Below are 18243 nucleotides of genomic sequence, written 5' to 3' on the forward strand. Positions count from 1 at the left end.
CAATTTCATAAGTCAGACGAAGCGGAACACGCCGATGGCGTAGACCACCGAAATTGCCAGAGCCCACCAGAGGTTGGGACCAACGAGGCCAAGCCAGGCAAGATGGATATAGGCGGCGCCGAGCAGCGACACGAAAAGCCGGTCGCCCCGCGTCGTTTCAAAGCGCAATATGCCGATGCGGGGATTGCCGCCCGGCGAGAAGTATTCCCACACCGCCATGCCGATCAGAAGAAGGAAGATCGTCATGAAGAACAGTGCGGTCGGCACGGTCCATGCCATCCATGAAAGGTCCATGTCAGGCCTCCTTCCGTGCAAATCTAAAGTCAGAACGGGATGCTATCCTTGGCGCATTCCCGAGCACGCGCGCCTCCGCTATCCTCAGCGCACGCTCCTCCAAGCCCGTCATTATACCCTCCCCAGGGCGAAGCCCTTGGCGATATAGTTTCGGACGAAGTAGATGACGATGGCGCCCGGGATCAGGGTCAACACGCCGGCGGCGGCCAACAGCCCCCAATCCATGCCAGACGCTGAAACCGTGCGTGTCATCGTTGCCGCAATCGGCTTGGCATCGGTGGTCGTCAGCGTACGGGCGATCAGGAGCTCCACCCAAGAGAACATGAAGCAGAAGAAGGCGGCGACGCCGATACCGCTCGCGATGAGCGGCACGAAGATCTTCACGAAAAAGCGCGGGAACGAATAGCCGTCGATATAGGCGGTCTCGTCGATCTCCTTCGGCACGCCCGACATGAAACCCTCGAGGATCCAGACGGCGAGCGGCACGTTGAACAGGCAGTGCGCCAGAGCCACCGCGATATGTGTGTCAATGAGGCCGAATGCCGAATAGAGCTGAAAAAACGGCAGCGCAAACACCGCTGGCGGCGCCATGCGGTTGGTCAGCAGCCAGAAGAACAGGTGCTTGTCGCCAAGGAAGCGGTAGCGCGAGAAGGCATAGGCCGCAGGCAGGGCAACCAGCACCGAAATCACCATGTTCATGACGACATAGATGATCGAATTGATGTAGCCGCGATACCATGACGGGTCGGTGAAAATCACCGCGTAATTGTGAAGTGTCGGATTTTGCGGCCACAGCGTGAAGGTAGTCAAAATCTCCTGGTTGGTCTTGAAGCTCATGTTTACGAGCCAATAGATCGGAAGCAGCAGGAAGATGATGTACAGCGTCGGGACCAGCCACCAGAATTTCGACTCGTCGCCACGCCGCCGCATCCTGCGGGCCAGCGCCTTGTCGATCTGCCGCTGCTCGGCGGCAGGCCGTCCGCTTGTGCGTGCAAGGGTTTCGTTCTGCACCGACATGTCAGCGCTCCGCATCGTAGTTGGTCATGACGGTATAGAATATCCATGACAGGAGAAGGATGATCAGGAAGTAGATGATCGACATTGCTGCTGCCGGCCCCAGATCGAACTGGCCAATGGCGATCTTGACGAGGTCAATCGACAGGAATGTCGTGGAATTGCCGGGACCGCCGCCGGTGACGACGAAGGGCTCGGTGTAGATCATGAAACTGTCCATGAAGCGCAGGAGCACGGCGATGAGCAGCACGCGGTTCATCTTCGGCAGCTGGATGTAGCGGAAGACCGCCCAGCGCGACGCGCCATCGATCTTGGCAGCCTGGTAGAAGGCATCGGGGATCGAGACGAGACCGGCATAGCAAAGGAGTACGACGAGGCTCGTCCAGTGCCACACGTCCATGATAATGACCGTGAACCAGGCGTGCAGCGGGTTCTGCACATAATTGTACTTAATACCAAGGCTTTCCAGCGTATGGCCGAGAAGGCCGATATCGTTGCGGCCGAAGACCTGCCAGATCGTTCCGACGACATTCCAGGGAATGAGCAGCGGCAGCGCCATCAGGACGAGGCAGACGGGAACGCCCCAGCCACGGCGAGGCATGTTGAGGGCGATAACGATGCCGAGCGGCACCTCGATGGCGAGGATTATGAAAGAGAAGACGAGATTGCGACCGAGCGCTGCGTGAAAGCGGTCCGAATGCAGGATTTCCTCGTACCATTCTGTGCCGGCCCAGAAGAACTGATTGTTGCCGAATGTATCCTGCACCGAATAGTTGACGACGGTCATCAACGGAATGACGGCCGAAAACGCCACCAGCAACAGCATCGGCAGCACCATGAGCCAGGCCTTGTTGTTCCAGGTCTTATCCATGGCTGTTGCCTCCTGCCAGTGTGTGGAGGGTCGCGGACCAAAAGGTCATACCATGCATTGTCAGTTCCCTCCCACGCGCCAGGAATCGGCGTAGATATTGATGCCCTTCGGATCGAAAGCGATGTGCGGTTCGGCCGGAATTTCCTGGCCCTCGCCGACAATAACGGCGATCTCCTGCGTGCCGAGGCGGGTGCGCACGATCTTGTGGCGGCCAATATCCTCGACCTTGGCGATTTGAACGGGCATGCCGAGGCGGCCGAGCCGCACATATTCCGGGCGGATGCCGAGTTCGACCTTGCCTGCTATGGGAGCCGATGGCGAAGACAGTTGAATCTGATGCTCGCCAATGCGCGCCGCGCCGGCCTCGATCTCGACCGGCATCACATTCATGCCGGGAGAGCCGATGAAATAGCCGACGAAAGTATGTTTCGGCCGCTCGAACAATTCTTCCGGCGTGCCGATCTGCACGATCTCGCCGTCATACATGACCACCACCTTCTGGGCGAATGTGAGGGCTTCGGTCTGGTCGTGGGTGACGTAGACCATGGTATAGCCGAAGCGCTGGTGCAGTACCTTCAGCTGCGAGCGCAGCACCCACTTCATGTGCGGATCGATGACCGTGAGCGGCTCGTCGAAAAGGATGGCATTGACGTCGGAGCGGACAAGGCCCCGCCCCAGCGAAATCTTCTGCTTCTGGTCCGCCGTCAGGCCGCGCGCCTTCTTGTTGGCCCAGCTCGCCAGATCGATCATCTCCAGCGTTTCCTTGACCTTGCGATCGACTTCGGCTGCTGGAACGCCGCGGTTGCGCAGGGGAAAGGCGAGGTTGTCGTATACGGTCATCGTGTCGTAGATGACCGGAAACTGGAACACCTGGGCGATATTGCGTTCCTGGGTCGAAAGGTTGGTGACGTCCTCGCCATCGAACAGCAATTGCCCATGCGAGGGATGGAGGAGGCCCGAGATAATGTTGAGGAGGGTGGTCTTGCCGCAGCCGGAGGGTCCGAGCAGGGCATAGGCGCCGCCGTCCTCCCAGCTGTGGTGCACTTCCTTCAGCGCATAATCCTTGTCCGACTTCGGGTTGGGGACGTAGGCGTGGCGAATATGATTGAGGTCGATGCGTGCCATGGCCAGCCCCTATGCCGCGCGTTTCTGACCGCGGGTGACGGAATTGCCGGCCGCGTCAAAAATCATCAGGTTGCGTGGGTCGATGAAAATGTCGATCTGCTCATCGGGTGCGTAGATATGAATGCCATGGGTCAGCATGGTCCAGCGCGCATCGGCGAAGGAAAGGTGCACGAAGCTTTCAGATCCGGTGATCTCTGTCGCCGTGACCGTTGCCTTCAAGGCGATCTCATCGGGATGAGCCCGCGTCGTCTCGATATGGTGCGGCTGGAAACCGATCGTATAGGTTCCGTCGGCGAAATCCGCGAGATGCGGCGGCACCGGCAGTGTCACCCCGCCCTCGAGCTGGAAGGCCTTGCCGAACTTTGCCAGCGCGATGGTATTGAGCGGCGGGTCGGCAAAAGTCTGGGCGGTGATCAAATCATCCGGGCGGCGGAAGACATCGATGGTCGGCCCGAACTGAGTGATGCGGCCTTGCGCCAGCGTGGCCGTATTTCCGCCAAGCAGGAGCGCCTCATGCGGTTCGGTTGTCGCGTAGACAAAGATCGTGCCCGACTCCGCGAAAATCTTCGGCAGTTCCTGGCGCAGTTCCTCGCGCAGCTTGTAGTCGAGATTGGCCAGCGGTTCATCAAGGAGCACGAGCTTGGCATTCTTGACGATGGCACGCGCGAGCGCCGTACGCTGCTGCTGGCCGCCTGAAAGATTGAGCGGCGTGCGGTCGAGATATGGCGTCAGCTTCAACAGCTCGGCCGCCTTGCGCACTTCGCGATCGATGGTCTTGGCGTCCAGACCGGCAACGCGCATCGGCGAGGCAATGTTCTCATAGACGGTGAAGGCCGGATAATTGATGAACTGTTGATAGACCATCGCAACCGAGCGCTTTTGCACCGGAATACCCGTCACATCCTTGCCGTCAAACCACACCGAACCCGAGGTCGGCACGTCAAGGCCGGCCATAATGCGCATCAGGCTGGTCTTGCCCGACAGCGTCGGCCCTAGGAGCACGTTCAGTGTGGCGTGCTGCAAAGTCAGCGAAATATCGCTGAGATGGGGCTTGCCGCCCACCACCTTCGATACATCGCGCAATTCAAGCATTCGTGGTCCTCCCTTTGAGCGACGCTTGCCGCCCCGGCGATGTGGACCCTCCGTCCCATCGCCCGATTTCATTCCAGTCTATTCGGCCGCCAGCCTGCGCCGCCGGTCCACCGCATCTTCCATGAAGCGGTCGAGCGCGGCAGCCTCGTCGGCAGTCAGGTGCAAACCCTTCTTGGTGCGGCGCCACAGCACGTCCTGCGCCGTGACCGCCCATTCATGTGCAATCTGGTAGCGTACTTCGGCCTCGTAGAGATCGGAACCGAAATTCTTGCCCAGATCCTCGATCGACGTGGCCTTGCCAAGCAGCGTGCGCGCCTTGGTGCCGTAAAGGCGGAACAGCCGCCGCGCATGCGCCGCTTCAAGAAAGGGGTAGTCGGTTTTCAGTTTCTGCAATTCGGCATCGAACGCCGTCGCGGCAAAATCACCCCCGGGCAGCTTGCCGGCAGCGGTCCAGGGCTGGCCGCGCTTGCCGAGAAACGCTTCGATCTTTTCCAGCATGTGTTCCGACAGCCGGCGATAGGTGGTGATCTTGCCGCCAAAGATGTTGAGAAGCGGCGCCTTGCCTTCCACCGTGTCGGCCTTGAGGACGTAGTCGCGGGTCGCTTCCTGCGCCTTGGACGCGCCATCGTCATAAAGCGGCCGCACGCCGGAATAGGTCCACACGACATGTTCGCGCTTGACCGGTTCGACGAAGTACTCGCTCGCCGCGGCGCAAAGATAATCGATCTCGGCGTCGCTGATTTTAACCTCGGCGGGATTGCCGTGATAATCCTGGTCGGTGGTGCCGATGAGGGTAAAATCCTGCTCGTAGGGAATGGCGAATATGATGCGGCCATCGGTGTTCTGGAAGAAATAGGCGCGCGGATCGTCAAACTTCTTGCGCACGACGATGTGACTGCCCTGCACGAGCCGGACATTGTGCGCGTCATTGGCACCGACGACGCCGGTCAACACCTCGTCGACCCAGGGCCCCGCGGCATTGACGACGAGACGGGCGCGAACCTCCTCCGTCTCGCCGGTCAAACCGTCCTTCAGGGTCAAGGTCCAAGTCTCGGCGTCGCGCCGGGCGCTGACGACGCGGGTGCGGGTGCGCACGACAGCGCCGCGATCCGCGGCATCGCGGGCATTGAGCGCAACGAAGCGTGCATCGTTGACCCAGCAATCCGAATATTCGAAGGCGCGCGTATAAAGCGATTTGAGCGGCTTGGCTGCCGGGTCGCGGGTCATGTCGAGCGTGCGCGTTGCCGGCAGCTTCTTGCGCCCGCCAATATGGTCGTAGAGGAAGAGGCCCAGCCGCAACAACCAGGCGGGGCGAAGGCCCGCATGGTGCGGCAAGACGAAACGCATCGGCCATATGATATGCGGCGCGTTGGCCCAAAGCACTTCGCGTTCCATCAGGGATTCCCGCACGAGCCGGAACTCGTAATATTCGAGGTAACGCAGGCCGCCGTGGATGAGCTTGGTCGAACCGGAGGACGTGCCGCTGGCAAGATCGTTCATCTCGGCGAGGAACACCGAGAAACCACGGCCAACGGCATCACGGGCTATGCCGCATCCATTGATGCCACCGCCGATCACGAAGATATCGTAGATCTGTTCAGCCAAGCCCGGCAATCCCCACCCATGATTTCGCAGCGCACCATTTGTTCGCAATTGCGAAACATACATGAGGCGATTACGAAAGCAATACGAAACTGAAATGAACTATATAGCGCAACTTCGACGCGCACAAGAGCCGCAATCAAGCCGATGTTTCAATCAGGCGTACGTCGGCATCGGCGCAAATCCTGCGGATTGCCTCGCTCTCGCAGCGATCGGTGATGAAGGTGTGGACCTGCGAAAGATGCCCGATCCGGACCGGCGCGGTGCGCTCGAACTTGGTCGAGTCGGAAACGAGAATCACATGACGCGCATTCGCCATGATGGCTTGCGCCACCTTCACCTCGCGAAAATCGAAGTCGAGAAGCGCGCCGTCAGCATCGATGGCGGAGGTGCCGATGACGGCAAAATCCACCTTGAACTGGCGGATGAAATCGACCGCCGCTTCACCGACAATGCCGCCATCCGAGCCCCGGACGACGCCGCCAGCGATGACCACCTCGATATCGGGGTAGACACGCAACTTATTGGCAACGTTGATATTATTGGTAATTATCATGAGGCCCTTGCGATCAAGCAGGGCTTGTCCAACCGCTTCCGTGGTCGTTCCGATATTGACGAAGAGCGATGCATTGTCAGGTATCAGGCCGGCGGCGGCGCGTCCGATTGCTTCCTTCTCCGCTGCGGCAATCAGGCGGCGCGATTCATATTCCAGGTTCTGAATGCCCGACGGAAAAAGAGCGCCACCATGGATTCGGTTGAGCAGGCGCTGGTCGCAAAGGTCGTTCAAGTCTTTACGGATCGTCTGCGGGGTAACATTGAAATGAAGCGCGAGATCGTCAACAAGGACGCGCCCATGTTCCTTGGCCATTTCGATGATTTCGGCGTGCCGGGAGGAAAGGAACATGGACATAGACTTTCATTTTCGTTTTTTCGCGCATTATACGAAAACGAAAACGATCACATGTCAATCGAGCCCAATGCGAAACCGCGCCTTTTTCAGGCCGTGGCGCCTTCGATAATGTCGAAGCCGGTGTTGATGATCGTCTTCTCCTGCGGCCTTTCACGGCTTTCGATGAGTTTCTCGGCCGCCGTGAGCCCGATGAGAAAACGCCGGGACAGAATGGTCGAAAGCGGCATCGGCATGGCCTGCCCTATGTCGAGCCCGTTGAAGCCAAAGATACCGAGCTTTTCCCTGACTGCGATCCCGCGGTGCATGCAATGGAAAATGCCGCCCATCGCCATATCGTCGTTCGGAAAGACCACGACGTCGAGGGAAGGCTCGGCACCAAGGAGAATTTCCAGCGAGTCCCGCCCCGCCTTCGTCGAACTCGGACCAGGCTGCCTGTGCTCGGCAATCAGCGAAAGCCCGGCCTCGCGCAAAGAGGTGCAAAGCCCTTCGTAGCGGGCGCTGGCGCGATCGTCCGTGGCGACGCTATGCCCGGCATAGCCGAACCGGCGATAGCCGCGCTGAACCAGATGGCGGCCGGTTTCATAGCCAGCCTGCCGGTGTGACATGCCGACGGCGATATCGACAGGGTCGCCGTCTATGTCCATGAGTTCGGCGACGCGAAAGCGTCCATGTTCGAGGTGACGGCGCGCGGTCGGGGTATGGTGCAACCCCGCGAGGATCACTGCCGCAGGCTGCCAGGCGAGAAACGACAGAAGGATGCGCTCTTCGATCAGCGGATCGTAGTCTGTCACGCCGATGACGGGCTGGTAGGCCGTATGTGTCAGCGCCGAATGAATTCCGCGCAGCACGTCTGGAAAGACGATGTTGGAGAGGGACGGCAGCAGCACGCTCATCAGTGTCGAGCCGGCGGAGGCGAGGCTGCCGGCGGCGCGGTTCGGTATATAACCGAGTTCGGCGATCGCGGTGAGGACGCGCGTGCGGGTGGAATCGGCGATTGGTCCACGATCGCGAACGACGCGCGATGCCGTGATTTCGCTGACGCCGGCAAGGCGCGCGACATCTGCCAGGGTCGGCAGGTCAGGGCTGCGATGAGCGTTGCGTTTGCGCGGCATGTGTCAATCCGGACGGCTGACGAAATTTATTTTATGACAGCGCTACCATAAAACGCTTGATGAATGCTAGTCAGTGTGCATAACTTTATGACAGCGCTGTCATTGTTAAGTGTTTCGGGTCTTGGGAGAGGCCCTTCGGAGGATTCTTGCCCATGCACGTACTGGTCATCGGTGCAGCCGGAATGGTTGGCCGCAAATTGCTCGACAAGATCGCATCGCAGCCGGGCGCGCTTGGCAGGGACATTGAAAAGCTCATTCTCGTCGATGTCATCAAGCCTGATGCCCCAGCTTCGCTCGCAAGCATTTCGACCTCGCGTGCTGCCGACCTTTCGGAACCCGGCGTCGCCGAATCACTGATTGCGAGCCGCCCCGACCTCATCTTTCATCTCGCTGCGATCGTTTCGGGCGAAGCCGAAGCCGATTTCGAAAAAGGCTACAAGGTAAACCTCGATGGTACCCGGCAGTTGTTCGAAGCGATCCGGCTCGAGAGCGCCAAGTCGCCCTACAAGCCACGCGTCGTCTTTGCTTCGTCCATCGCGGTCTTTGGACAGCCCTTCCCGGAAAAGATCGGCGACGAGTTCTTCACGACACCGCTGACGAGCTATGGCACGCAGAAGGCGATTTGCGAACTTCTGCTCTCCGACTATAGCCGCCGCGGCTTCTTCGATGGCATAGGCATTCGCTTGCCGACGATCTGCATCCGCCCGGGCAAGCCCAACAAGGCGGCGTCCGGCTTCTTTTCCAATATCCTGCGCGAACCGCTTGTCGGCCAGGAAGCGGTATTGCCCGTCGATGAAAGCGTTCGCCACTGGTTCGCAAGCCCGCGTTCCGCCGTCGGGTTCTTTCTTCACGCTGCAAGCCTTGATCTCGAAAAAGTCGGCGACCGGCGCAATCTTTCCATGCCTGGCCTCTCCGCCCTGGTAGGCGAGGAAATTGCGGCTCTGCAACGCGTTGCCGGGGAAAAAGCTGTAAGGTTGATCCGGCGCGAGCCGGATGCAACAATCCAGAAGATCGTTGCAGGCTGGGCCACGGATTTCGATACGAAACGGGCCACAGCATTAGGCTTCAAGGCTGAAACCGCCTTCGATGACATCATCAAGGCGCATATCGAAGACGAACTCGGCGGGAACATTTAGGGCATGGCTTACAATCAGCAATCCGGCAAGGGCAAGATTGCCCTCGTCACCGGCGGCGGCACAGGTGTTGGCCGAGCAATTTCCGCAGCGCTTCTCGGTGCCGGCTATACGGTTGTCATCTGCGGGCGGCGCGAGGATGTGCTTGAGGATACGGCAAGGACGCTCGCCGCCGAGACAGGCGGCAAAGTCAAGGCGATCGCGGCGGATGTCAGCGATCCCCAATCGGTTTCGGGGCTCTTCAATGCGATCCAATCGGAATTCGGACGGCTCGATCTCCTCGTCAACAATGCCGGCGTGAATGTTCCGAACATTCCGATGGAAGAACTCACTTTCGATCATTGGAGCGCCATTGTCGGGGCAAACCTGACCGGCGTGTTCCTCTGCACGCAGCAAGCCATGAAACTGATGAAGGCGCAGACGCCGCGCGGCGGACGTATCATCAACAATGGCTCGATCTCTTCGCAGACGCCCAGGCCGCATTCCGCGCCCTATACTGCGACAAAGCACGCCGTGACGGGTCTCACCAAATCGACCGCGCTCGATGGCCGTCCGTTCGACATTGCCTGCGGGCAGATCGATATCGGCAATGCCGGCACGGAAATGACGTCGAAAATGTCCAGCGGCGTCCTGCAGGCGAACGGCGAGACGGCAAGCGAGCCGACGATCCCTGCCCACCATATTGGCGACGCAGTCGTGCACATGGCGAGCCTGCCGCTGGAAGCAAACGTGCTGACAATGACGATCATGGCAACGAAGATGCCGCTCGTCGGACGCGGCTAATACAAAATCGACGGCAGCGGTCGGGAGAATCGCCGCCACAGGGACAATATTTGGAGGAGAACGCATGGCATCGGTTGAATTCGCCAACGTACGAAAATCATTCGGGACGCACCCGGTCATCAAGGGCGTCGATATCGAGATTGCCGATGGCGAATTCGTTATTCTTGTCGGCCCCTCCGGCTGCGGCAAGTCCACATTGCTGCGCATGCTGGCGGGACTTGAAAACATCTCCGCCGGCGAAATCCGCATTGGCGGCCAGGTCGTCAACGGTCTCGCGCCGAAAGAGCGCGATATCGCCATGGTCTTCCAGAATTATGCGCTCTATCCGCATATGACGGTTGCCGACAATATGGCTTTCTCGCTCAAGCTTAAGGGCGCACCGAAGTCGGAGATCGACAAGCGGGTGAAGCCCGCTGCGGAAATTCTCGGCCTGTCGCATCTTCTCGAACGTTTTCCGCGGCAGCTTTCGGGCGGCCAGCGCCAGCGTGTCGCGATGGGGCGCGCCATCGTTCGCGACCCGCAGGTCTTTCTTTTCGATGAGCCCCTGTCAAACCTCGACGCGAAGCTGCGCGTTGCCATGCGGGCGGAAATCAAGGAACTGCACCAGCGCCTGAAGACCACGACAGTCTATGTAACGCACGACCAGATCGAAGCCATGACCATGGCCGACAAGATCGTGGTCATGCATGACGGTATCGTCGAGCAGATCGGTGCACCGCTCGAACTCTACGATCAGCCGGCTAATCTGTTTGTGGCAAGCTTCATCGGCTCGCCGGCGATGAACATGATCAAGGGCAAGCTCGATCCCAACGACAATGCGAAGTTCGTGACCGACAAGGGCATCGTCCTCCCCGTCGCGAAGGCGCCGGAGAGCGCCAAGGGACGCGCGTTGATCTATGGTCTGCGCCCCGAACACATGACTATCAGCAGCGGTGGCATACCGGCAGAGGTTGTGGTCATCGAGCCGACCGGCTCGGAAACCCAGATGATCATGCGTATTGGCGGCGATGACATTACCGGCGTCTTTCACCAGCGCGTCAGCGCCAAGCCCGGTGAGACAATCGGGCTCTCCATCCATGCGGAAGCCACGTATCTGTTCGACGCGGAGACGGGCCAGCGCCTGGTTTGACAAGCGGCTGCCTGCCGTTCGGGGCAGCAGGCGCCGTGCATAATTGTCCCCGAATGCAATTTGCCGGGAACGTGGGAGCGTTCCGGGAGAGGACTTAAATCATGGAGGAGAATCAATGACCATCAATAGAAGACATCTTCTTGGCGCGTCAGCAGGGCTCGTCGCGGCTGCCGGGCTCAATCGCTTCGGCCTTACCCCCGCCTTCGCCCAGTCGGCGCCGGCATACAAGCCGGAGGAAGGCGCCAAGCTGCGTCTGTTGCGCTGGGTGCCGTTCGTTCCGGCCGAAGAGGCGGCCTGGCTCGCAAACACCAAGAAGTTCACCGACGCCACCGGCGTTCAGGTGCGCATCGACAAGGAAAGCTGGGAAGACGTTCGCCCGAAGGCGGCTGTCGCCGCCAATGTCGGCTCCGGTCCCGACATGGTCATGAGCTGGTTCGACGATCCGCAGCAATATCCTGACAAGCTCGTCGACGTGACCGAGCTCGGCGAATATCTCGGCTCGGCGCATGGTGGCTGGTATCCGGGTCTTGAAGGCTATGCCAAGCGCGATGGCAAGTTCATCGCGCTGCCGCTCTGCGCCATCGGCAACGCGGTCGTTTATCGCGACAGCCACATGAAGGCTGCGGGTTTCAGCGAGTTTCCGAAAGACACGGCGGGCTTCCTCGAGCTCTGCAAGGCCCTGCATGCCAAGGGAACGCCCGCCGGCTTCCCGCACGGCAAGGCCGTCGGCGACGGCAACAACTATGCTCACTGGCTGCTATGGAGCCATGGCGGCAAGATGGTCGACGAGAGCGGCAAGGTTGTCATCAACAGCCCCGAGACGCTTGCATCGGTCAAGTACGCGCAGGAGCTGTACAAAACCTTCATTCCGGGCACCGAAAGCTGGCAGGACGTCAACAACAACCGTGCATTCCTTGCCGGCCAGGTATCGCTGACCGCCAACGGCGTTTCGGTGTATTATGCCGCGATCAAGGATCCGGCCATGAAGGCGATTGCCGACGACATGCGCTCGGTCAACCTGCCGATCGGTCCGGTCGGACAGTCTGTCGAGTTGCACCAGACTTCGACGATCTCGATCTTCAAGCACACCAAATATCCGGAAGCAGCAAAAGCCTATCTGCAGTTCATGTATCAGGCCGACAATATGAACGCCTGGATCACGGGGGCCAGTGCCTATTGCTGCCAGCCGTTGAAGGAATTTGCAGCAAATCCGGTTTGGACATCGAACCCGATCCATGCCGCCTATGCCAAGGCATCCGAGACGCTGCGGCCGAACGGCTATGCCGGTCCGCTCGGAACCGCTTCGGCCGGCGTGATGGCCGACTACGTGCTCGTCGACATGTATGCGACGGCCGTAACCGGCCAGATGTCGCCGGAAGACGCCATCGCCCAGGCGGAAAAGCGCGCCAACCGCTACTACACGCTTTAGGCATGACAGCGATCTTCCGCCGCCAACGCGCGGCGGAAGGTCCTCCAGCGCTGACGAGGAAACCGGAGACTTCCGATGACAATGACGCAAACCGCAAAGCAGGAATCCGCCTTCCGCTCCTTCGCGCGCAGCAATACCGCCATCGGCGCACTGTTCATGCTGCCTGCCGCGGTCTTTCTCCTGTGCTTTCTGACCTATCCACTCGGCCTCGGGGTCTGGCTCGGCTTCACCGATGCGAAGATCGGGCGCGACGGCGTCTTCATCGGCCTTGAAAACTACGAGGCGCTGGCGGGCGACTCGGTATTCTGGATGGCCGTCAGCAACACCGTCTTCTACACGCTCTTCGCCTCGATCCTGAAATTCATCCTCGGCCTGTGGCTCGCGCTCATTCTCAACGAGAACCTGCCGTTCAAGTCGTTCTTCCGGGCTATCATCCTTCTGCCCTGGGTCGTGCCGACTGTCCTTTCCGCCCTCGCCTTCTGGTGGATCTACGATGCGCAGTTCTCGATCATATCCTGGTCGCTCATGCAGCTCGGCTGGATCGACACCCCGATCAACTTCCTCGGCGAGCCCAACAATGCGCGCGCCTCCGTGATCGCCGCCAATGTCTGGCGCGGCATTCCCTTCGTCGCCATCTCGTTGCTTGCCGGCCTGCAGACGATCCCGCAGTCCCTGCATGAGGCAGCCTCGCTCGATGGGGCAACGCCGTGGCAGCGTTTCCGCTTCATCACACTGCCCATGCTGACGCCGATCATCGCGGTGGTGATGACCTTCTCGGTGCTCTTTACGTTCACCGATTTCCAACTGATCTACGTTCTGACCAAGGGCGGACCGGTCAATGCCACGCACCTTATGGCGACCCTGTCGTTCCAGCGTGGCATCCCCGGCGGCCAGCTCGGCGAGGGAGCCGCGATTGCGGTGGCCATGATCCCGTTCCTGCTTGCTTCGATCCTGTTCAGCTTCTTCGGCCTGCAGCGCCGCAAGTGGCAACAGGGCGGACAGGATTGAGCGGAACAAGGAGGACAGCATCATGAGCATTACCGAACAGAGCAACGCCCAGCCGCTTACCGATGATGCGCAGGGCATGAGCTATCTCAATCGCCTGCCGCGACGCATTGTGGTGCTGTACCTGCCGCTTGCGGTCTTCGTCTTCGTGCTGCTTTTCCCGTTCTACTGGATGGCGATCACGGCGGTGAAGCCGAATTCGCAGCTGACCGATTACAGCAATTTCAGCCCGTTCTGGGTGGTCGGCCCGACGCTCGACCACATCAAGTACCTCTTGTTCGAGACCTCCTATCCAGGCTGGCTGTGGAACACGGTGGTGATTTCCGTATGCGCAACCTTCCTTTCACTCGCCGCTTCGGTCTTCGCCGCCTATGCCATCGAACGCATCCGGTTTTCGGGGTCACGCTCGGTCGGCCTGATGATCTTCCTCGCCTACCTGGTTCCGCCTTCGATCCTCTTCATTCCCCTTGCCGTTATCGTCTTCAAGTTCGGCATCTACGACACGCGCTGGGCGCTGATCTTCACCTATCCGACGTTTCTCATTCCTTTCTGCACCTGGCTGCTTATGGGCTATTTCCGCTCCATACCCTTCGAGCTCGAAGAGAGCGCACTCGTCGATGGCGCGTCCCGCTGGCAGATCCTCGTCAGGGTCATATTGCCGCTGGCGGTGCCGGGAATGATCTCGGCGGGCATTTTTGCCTTCACATTGTCGTGGAATGAGTTCATCTATGCACTCACCTTCATCCAATCCTCGGAAAACAAGACTGTCCCAGTCGGTGTCCTGACGGAGCTGGTTCGAGGCGATGTCTTCGAGTGGGGATCACTGATGGCGGGCGCCCTTTTCGGGTCGCTGCCCGTCGTCATTCTCTACTCGTTCTTCGTTGACTATTACGTTTCCTCCATGACCGGCGCGGTCAAGGAGTAACTCACCAGGAGTTCTTTCAAAATGACGACGTCCAGCACCCCGAAAAAGCTCCGTTCGCAGGAATGGTGGGATAATCCCGACAATCCGGGGATGACCGCGCTCTATCTCGAACGCTATTTGAACTATGGCCTGACCCGCGAGGAACTGCAGTCGGGCAAGCCGATCATTGGCATTGCCCAGACCGGCTCCGACCTTTCGCCTTGCAACCGCCACCATATCGAACTCGCCAAGCGCGTGCGCGACGGCATCATTGCGGCCGGCGGCATTCCCTTTGAATTTCCGGTGCATCCAATCCAGGAGACCGGTAAGCGTCCGGGCGCTGCGCTCGACCGCAACCTCGCCTATCTCGGCCTCGTCGAAGTGCTTTTCGGCTACCCGCTCGATGGCGTCGTCCTTACCATCGGCTGCGACAAGACCACGCCCGCCATGCTGATGGGCGCCGCAACCGTCAACATTCCTGCGATTGCGCTCTCCGTTGGCCCCATGCTCAACGGCTGGCATCGTGGCGAGCGCACAGGCTCTGGAACCATCGTCTGGAAATCGCGCGAGAAGCTCGCCGAGGGCGAAATCGACTACAACGAGTTCATGGATATCGTCGCCTCGTCGGCGCCGTCCGTTGGTTATTGCAATACGATGGGTACGGCGACCACGATGAACTCGCTCGCCGAGGCGCTCGGCATGGAACTGCCCGGTTGTGCGGCAATTCCCGCGCCATATCGCGAGCGCGGCCAGATCTCCTACGATACCGGAAAACGCATCGTTGAAATGGTGCGCGAGGACCTGAAGCCCTCCGATATCATGACGCGTCAGGCTTTCGAGAATGCCATCGTCATCAACTCGGCCATCGGCGGTTCCACCAATGCCCCGATCCACTTGAACGCAATTGCCCGCCACCTCGACGTTCCGCTCGACAATGACGACTGGCAGACACTCGGCCACGACGTTCCGCTGCTCGTCAACCTGCAGCCCGCCGGTGAATATCTCGGCGAGGACTATCACAGGGCCGGGGGCGTTCCGGCAGTCGTCGCCGAACTGATGAAGGCGGGCAAGCTGCCGCATCCCGGTGCGCTGACCGTCAACGGCAACAGCATCGGCAACAATTGCGAGAATGCCGAGAACCTGAATACCGACGTGATCAAGCCGTTCGAGGCGCCGCTCAAGAAGAAGGCCGGGTTCATCAATCTCAAGGGCAATCTCTTCGATAGCGCCATCATGAAGACCAGCGTGATCTCGGAAGAATTTCGTGAGCGCTATCTATCCAATCCGGATGATCCGGAAGCTTTCGAAGGCATCGCCGAGGTATTCGAAGGTCCCGAGGACTATCACCATCGCATCGACGATCCGAAGCTCGCGCTCAACGAGCACAGCATCCTGATCATGCGCGGTACCGGGCCTATCGGCTATCCGGGAGCGGCTGAAGTCGTGAACATGCAGCCACCGGCCTATCTGTTGAAGAAGGGTATCCACGCGCTTCCGTGTCTTGGCGATGGCCGCCAGTCCGGAACGTCCGGCTCGCCATCCATCCTCAATGCTTCCCCGGAAGCCGCGGTCAATGGCGGGCTCGCACTGGTACGCTCCGGCGATCATCTACGGATCGATCTCCTCAAGGGCACGGCCGATATCTTAATCGACGACGAGGAACTGCAGAAGCGCAAGGACGACCTGAAGGCCGCCGGCGGATACAAATATCCGGCGAGCCAGACGCCCTGGCAGGAAATCCAGCGCGGCATGGTCGGTCAGCTCGATGAAGGCATGGTGCTGAAGCCTGCGGTCAATTACCAGCGCATTGCCCAGACGAAGGGGTTGCCGCGAGACAACCACTGAGCGTTCAGGGAGGACACCATGGCGAATGCAATAAGGCGCTATGAAGGGCGGCATGCGGTCATTACCGGCGGCGCTTCGGGCATCGGCTTGACCACGGCTGCGCGCATTGTCTCGGAAGGCGGCACGGTCAGCCTTTGGGATGTCGACGACGGCAAGATCGAAGAAGCCCGGGCGGCGCTCGGTGATGGCGCCCACGGCATCAGGCTTGACGTCTCGGCTCCGGACGAAGTGGAAGCGGCTGCAAAGGCGACGGCAGAGAAGTTCGGCAAGATTGACGTGTTGATCTGCTCAGCCGGCATTACCGGTCCCAATGCCAAGGTCGCCGATTATCCGATCGACGCATGGAAGCGTGTCTTCGACATCAACGTCAACGGGCTCTTCTATTGCAACCGCTTCGTCGTTCCGATCATGCAGAAGAACGGCTATGGTCGCATCGTCAATGTCGCCTCGATCGCCGGCAAAGAGGGTAATCCCAATGCCTCCGCCTACAGCGCTTCCAAGGCGGCTGTGATCGGTTTCACCAAATCGCTTGGCAAGGAACTGGTCCAGGATGGCATTACCGTCAATGCGATCACGCCAGCGACGGTCGACACGCCGATCCTCCAGCAACTGCAACCGAGTTTCATCGACTATATGCTTTCGAAGATCCCGATGCAGCGTTTTGGCAAGGTCGACGAACTTGCCTCGCTGATCACATGGATCGCCAGCGAGGAATGCTCATTCACCACGGGCGCCGTATTCGATATTTCGGGTGGCCGCGCCACCTATTGACGCCCTCCAGCCAGGAAAAGGTAAACCCATGAAACTCTTGCGCTATGGTCCTGCGGGCCAGGAAAAGCCGGGCCTTGTCGACAAGGACGGGAAGGTCCGCGATCTTTCTGCCCACGTAAAGGATATCGCTGGCGACGCCATATCACCGGAAGGCTTGAAGAAGCTTGCCGCAATTGATCCGGCCTCGCTGCCGCTGGTCGAGGCCGACCGCTATGGCCCTTGTGTGGCGGGAACCGGTAAATTCATCTGCATCGGTCTCAACTATTCCGATCACGCTGCCGAAACCGGCGCCAAGGTGCCGCCGGAACCGATCATCTTCATGAAGGCGACGTCCGCGATCGTCGGCCCGAACGACGATGTCGAGATTCCGCGCGGCTCGGAAAAGACCGACTGGGAGGTCGAGCTTGGCGTCGTCATCGGCAAGCACGCGAAATATGTGAGTGAGGATGAGGCGCTCGATTACGTTGCCGGCTATTGCCTGATCAACGACGTGTCCGAGCGAGCGTTCCAGGCCGAGCGTCAGGGCCAGTGGACGAAGGGCAAGAGCTGCGACACATTCGGCCCGACCGGTCCCTGGCTCGTCACCAAGGACGAAGTCGCCGATCCGCAGAACCTCAAGATGTGGCTCGATGTCAACGGCCACCGCTACCAGGACGGTTCCTCGGCGACGATGGTCTACGGCGTCAAATACCTCGTCTCGTACCTGTCGCAATTCATGAGCCTGCATCCGGGCGACATCATTTCGACCGGCACACCGCCCGGCGTCGGTCTCGGCCAGAAGCCGAACGTGTTTCTCAAGGCCGGAGACGTGATCGCACTCGGGATCGAAGGCCTCGGCGAACAGCATCAGAAGGTCGTCCAGGGTTAGTCCGGCGGATCGTCGCTTTTTTTCGCATTGGATCCTCGCGCTCTCGTCCCTGAGGATCCGCTCTTTGCATCGTGGCTCAGCCAGGGGCATGGATCCTCGGGAGACAAGGGCCCGAGGATGCCGGCAGTGTGGTGGGCGAGGATGACGCCAACCTGGTGGCGAGGATGGCGGCAGCGTGTGGGGAGGATGGCGGAAGTTTGTGGACGAGCAAGATGCTGACCGTTGTGGGCAAGGATGGCAACGGCAGTGGTGCTGGCGGTGACTCGGTCAGGGCAGGCGCTTAGTTTGGCGGAGCTTCGCAGCCCGGAAAAGCCTGTCAGCCTCCATTCCCGACTGCATTCAAGTGGCAACTGATG

17 protein-coding genes are annotated in these 18243 nt (G+C 59.8%); 9 read left to right on the top strand and 8 right to left on the bottom strand.

Going from position 1 to position 18243, the window contains the following annotated elements; genetic code table 11:
• Positions 1-12: 12 nt before the first annotated feature.
• The 8 genes from GF108_RS02545 to GF108_RS02580 all read right to left on the bottom strand — a co-directional run bounded on the left by GF108_RS02545 (position 13) and on the right by GF108_RS02580 (position 8020).
• A complete protein-coding gene (locus tag GF108_RS02545; RefSeq protein ID WP_027230755.1) occupies positions 13-294 on the bottom strand; it encodes a DUF2160 domain-containing protein in 282 nt (93 codons plus the stop codon).
• 111 nt (positions 295-405) lie between these two features.
• Positions 406-1311, bottom strand: a complete 906-nt coding sequence (locus GF108_RS02550) for a carbohydrate ABC transporter permease (RefSeq protein ID WP_027230756.1) — start codon at positions 1309-1311, stop codon at positions 406-408.
• Between the two features lies 1 nt (position 1312).
• The gene (locus GF108_RS02555; protein ID WP_153666749.1) at positions 1313-2179 is read right to left on the bottom strand and encodes a carbohydrate ABC transporter permease; all 867 of its coding nucleotides are present in this window, start codon (positions 2177-2179) and stop codon (positions 1313-1315) included.
• A 60-nt stretch (positions 2180-2239) separates the two neighbouring features.
• Positions 2240-3304, bottom strand: a complete 1065-nt coding sequence (locus tag GF108_RS02560) for an ABC transporter ATP-binding protein (protein ID WP_153666750.1) — start codon at positions 3302-3304, stop codon at positions 2240-2242.
• A 9-nt stretch (positions 3305-3313) separates the two neighbouring features.
• Entirely contained in the window at positions 3314-4396 is a 1083-nt protein-coding gene (locus GF108_RS02565) for an ABC transporter ATP-binding protein (RefSeq protein ID WP_153666751.1), read from the bottom strand.
• A 78-nt stretch (positions 4397-4474) separates the two neighbouring features.
• The gene (glpD, locus tag GF108_RS02570; protein WP_153666752.1) at positions 4475-6064 is read right to left on the bottom strand and encodes a glycerol-3-phosphate dehydrogenase; all 1590 of its coding nucleotides are present in this window, start codon (positions 6062-6064) and stop codon (positions 4475-4477) included.
• Between the two features lie 73 nt (positions 6065-6137).
• Entirely contained in the window at positions 6138-6902 is a 765-nt protein-coding gene (locus GF108_RS02575; RefSeq protein ID WP_027230761.1) for a DeoR/GlpR family DNA-binding transcription regulator, read from the bottom strand.
• A gap of 92 nt (positions 6903-6994) precedes the next feature.
• Positions 6995-8020: a LacI family DNA-binding transcriptional regulator gene (locus GF108_RS02580; RefSeq protein WP_153666753.1), complete on the bottom strand. Its 1026-nt coding sequence runs from the start codon at positions 8018-8020 to the stop codon at positions 6995-6997.
• 152 nt (positions 8021-8172) lie between these two features.
• Between GF108_RS02580 and denD the strand changes: the two genes are divergently transcribed.
• The 9 genes from denD to GF108_RS02625 all read left to right on the top strand — a co-directional run bounded on the left by denD (position 8173) and on the right by GF108_RS02625 (position 17887).
• Entirely contained in the window at positions 8173-9156 is a 984-nt protein-coding gene (gene denD, locus GF108_RS02585; RefSeq protein ID WP_153666754.1) for a D-erythronate dehydrogenase, read from the top strand.
• A 3-nt stretch (positions 9157-9159) separates the two neighbouring features.
• Positions 9160-9936 (top strand): SDR family oxidoreductase, encoded by a 777-nt coding sequence (locus GF108_RS02590; protein WP_153666755.1) that lies wholly within the window; start codon positions 9160-9162, stop codon positions 9934-9936.
• Between the two features lie 64 nt (positions 9937-10000).
• Complete coding sequence (locus GF108_RS02595; protein ID WP_091920511.1) at positions 10001-11065, top strand: ABC transporter ATP-binding protein; 1065 nt, start codon at positions 10001-10003, stop codon at positions 11063-11065.
• Positions 11066-11180: 115 nt separating this feature from the next.
• Positions 11181-12494: an ABC transporter substrate-binding protein gene (locus GF108_RS02600; RefSeq protein ID WP_153666756.1), complete on the top strand. Its 1314-nt coding sequence runs from the start codon at positions 11181-11183 to the stop codon at positions 12492-12494.
• Positions 12495-12575: 81 nt separating this feature from the next.
• Entirely contained in the window at positions 12576-13502 is a 927-nt protein-coding gene (locus GF108_RS02605) for a carbohydrate ABC transporter permease (RefSeq protein WP_370462090.1), read from the top strand.
• 22 nt (positions 13503-13524) lie between these two features.
• Positions 13525-14424, top strand: a complete 900-nt coding sequence (locus GF108_RS02610; protein ID WP_027230768.1) for a carbohydrate ABC transporter permease — start codon at positions 13525-13527, stop codon at positions 14422-14424.
• Between the two features lie 21 nt (positions 14425-14445).
• Complete coding sequence (locus tag GF108_RS02615) at positions 14446-16248, top strand: IlvD/Edd family dehydratase (RefSeq protein WP_153666757.1); 1803 nt, start codon at positions 14446-14448, stop codon at positions 16246-16248.
• 18 nt (positions 16249-16266) lie between these two features.
• Positions 16267-17019 carry an SDR family NAD(P)-dependent oxidoreductase gene (locus GF108_RS02620; RefSeq protein ID WP_153666758.1) on the top strand — a complete coding sequence of 251 codons (753 nt, stop codon included), beginning with the start codon at positions 16267-16269 and terminating at the stop codon, positions 17017-17019.
• Between the two features lie 28 nt (positions 17020-17047).
• Positions 17048-17887 (top strand): fumarylacetoacetate hydrolase family protein, encoded by an 840-nt coding sequence (locus GF108_RS02625; protein ID WP_153666759.1) that lies wholly within the window; start codon positions 17048-17050, stop codon positions 17885-17887.
• The last annotated feature ends 356 nt before the right edge of the window (positions 17888-18243 follow it).

The sequence above is a fragment of the Phyllobacterium sp. SYP-B3895 genome (assembly GCF_009647635.1).
GTDB classification, from domain to species: Bacteria; Pseudomonadota; Alphaproteobacteria; order Rhizobiales; family Rhizobiaceae; genus Phyllobacterium; species Phyllobacterium pellucidum.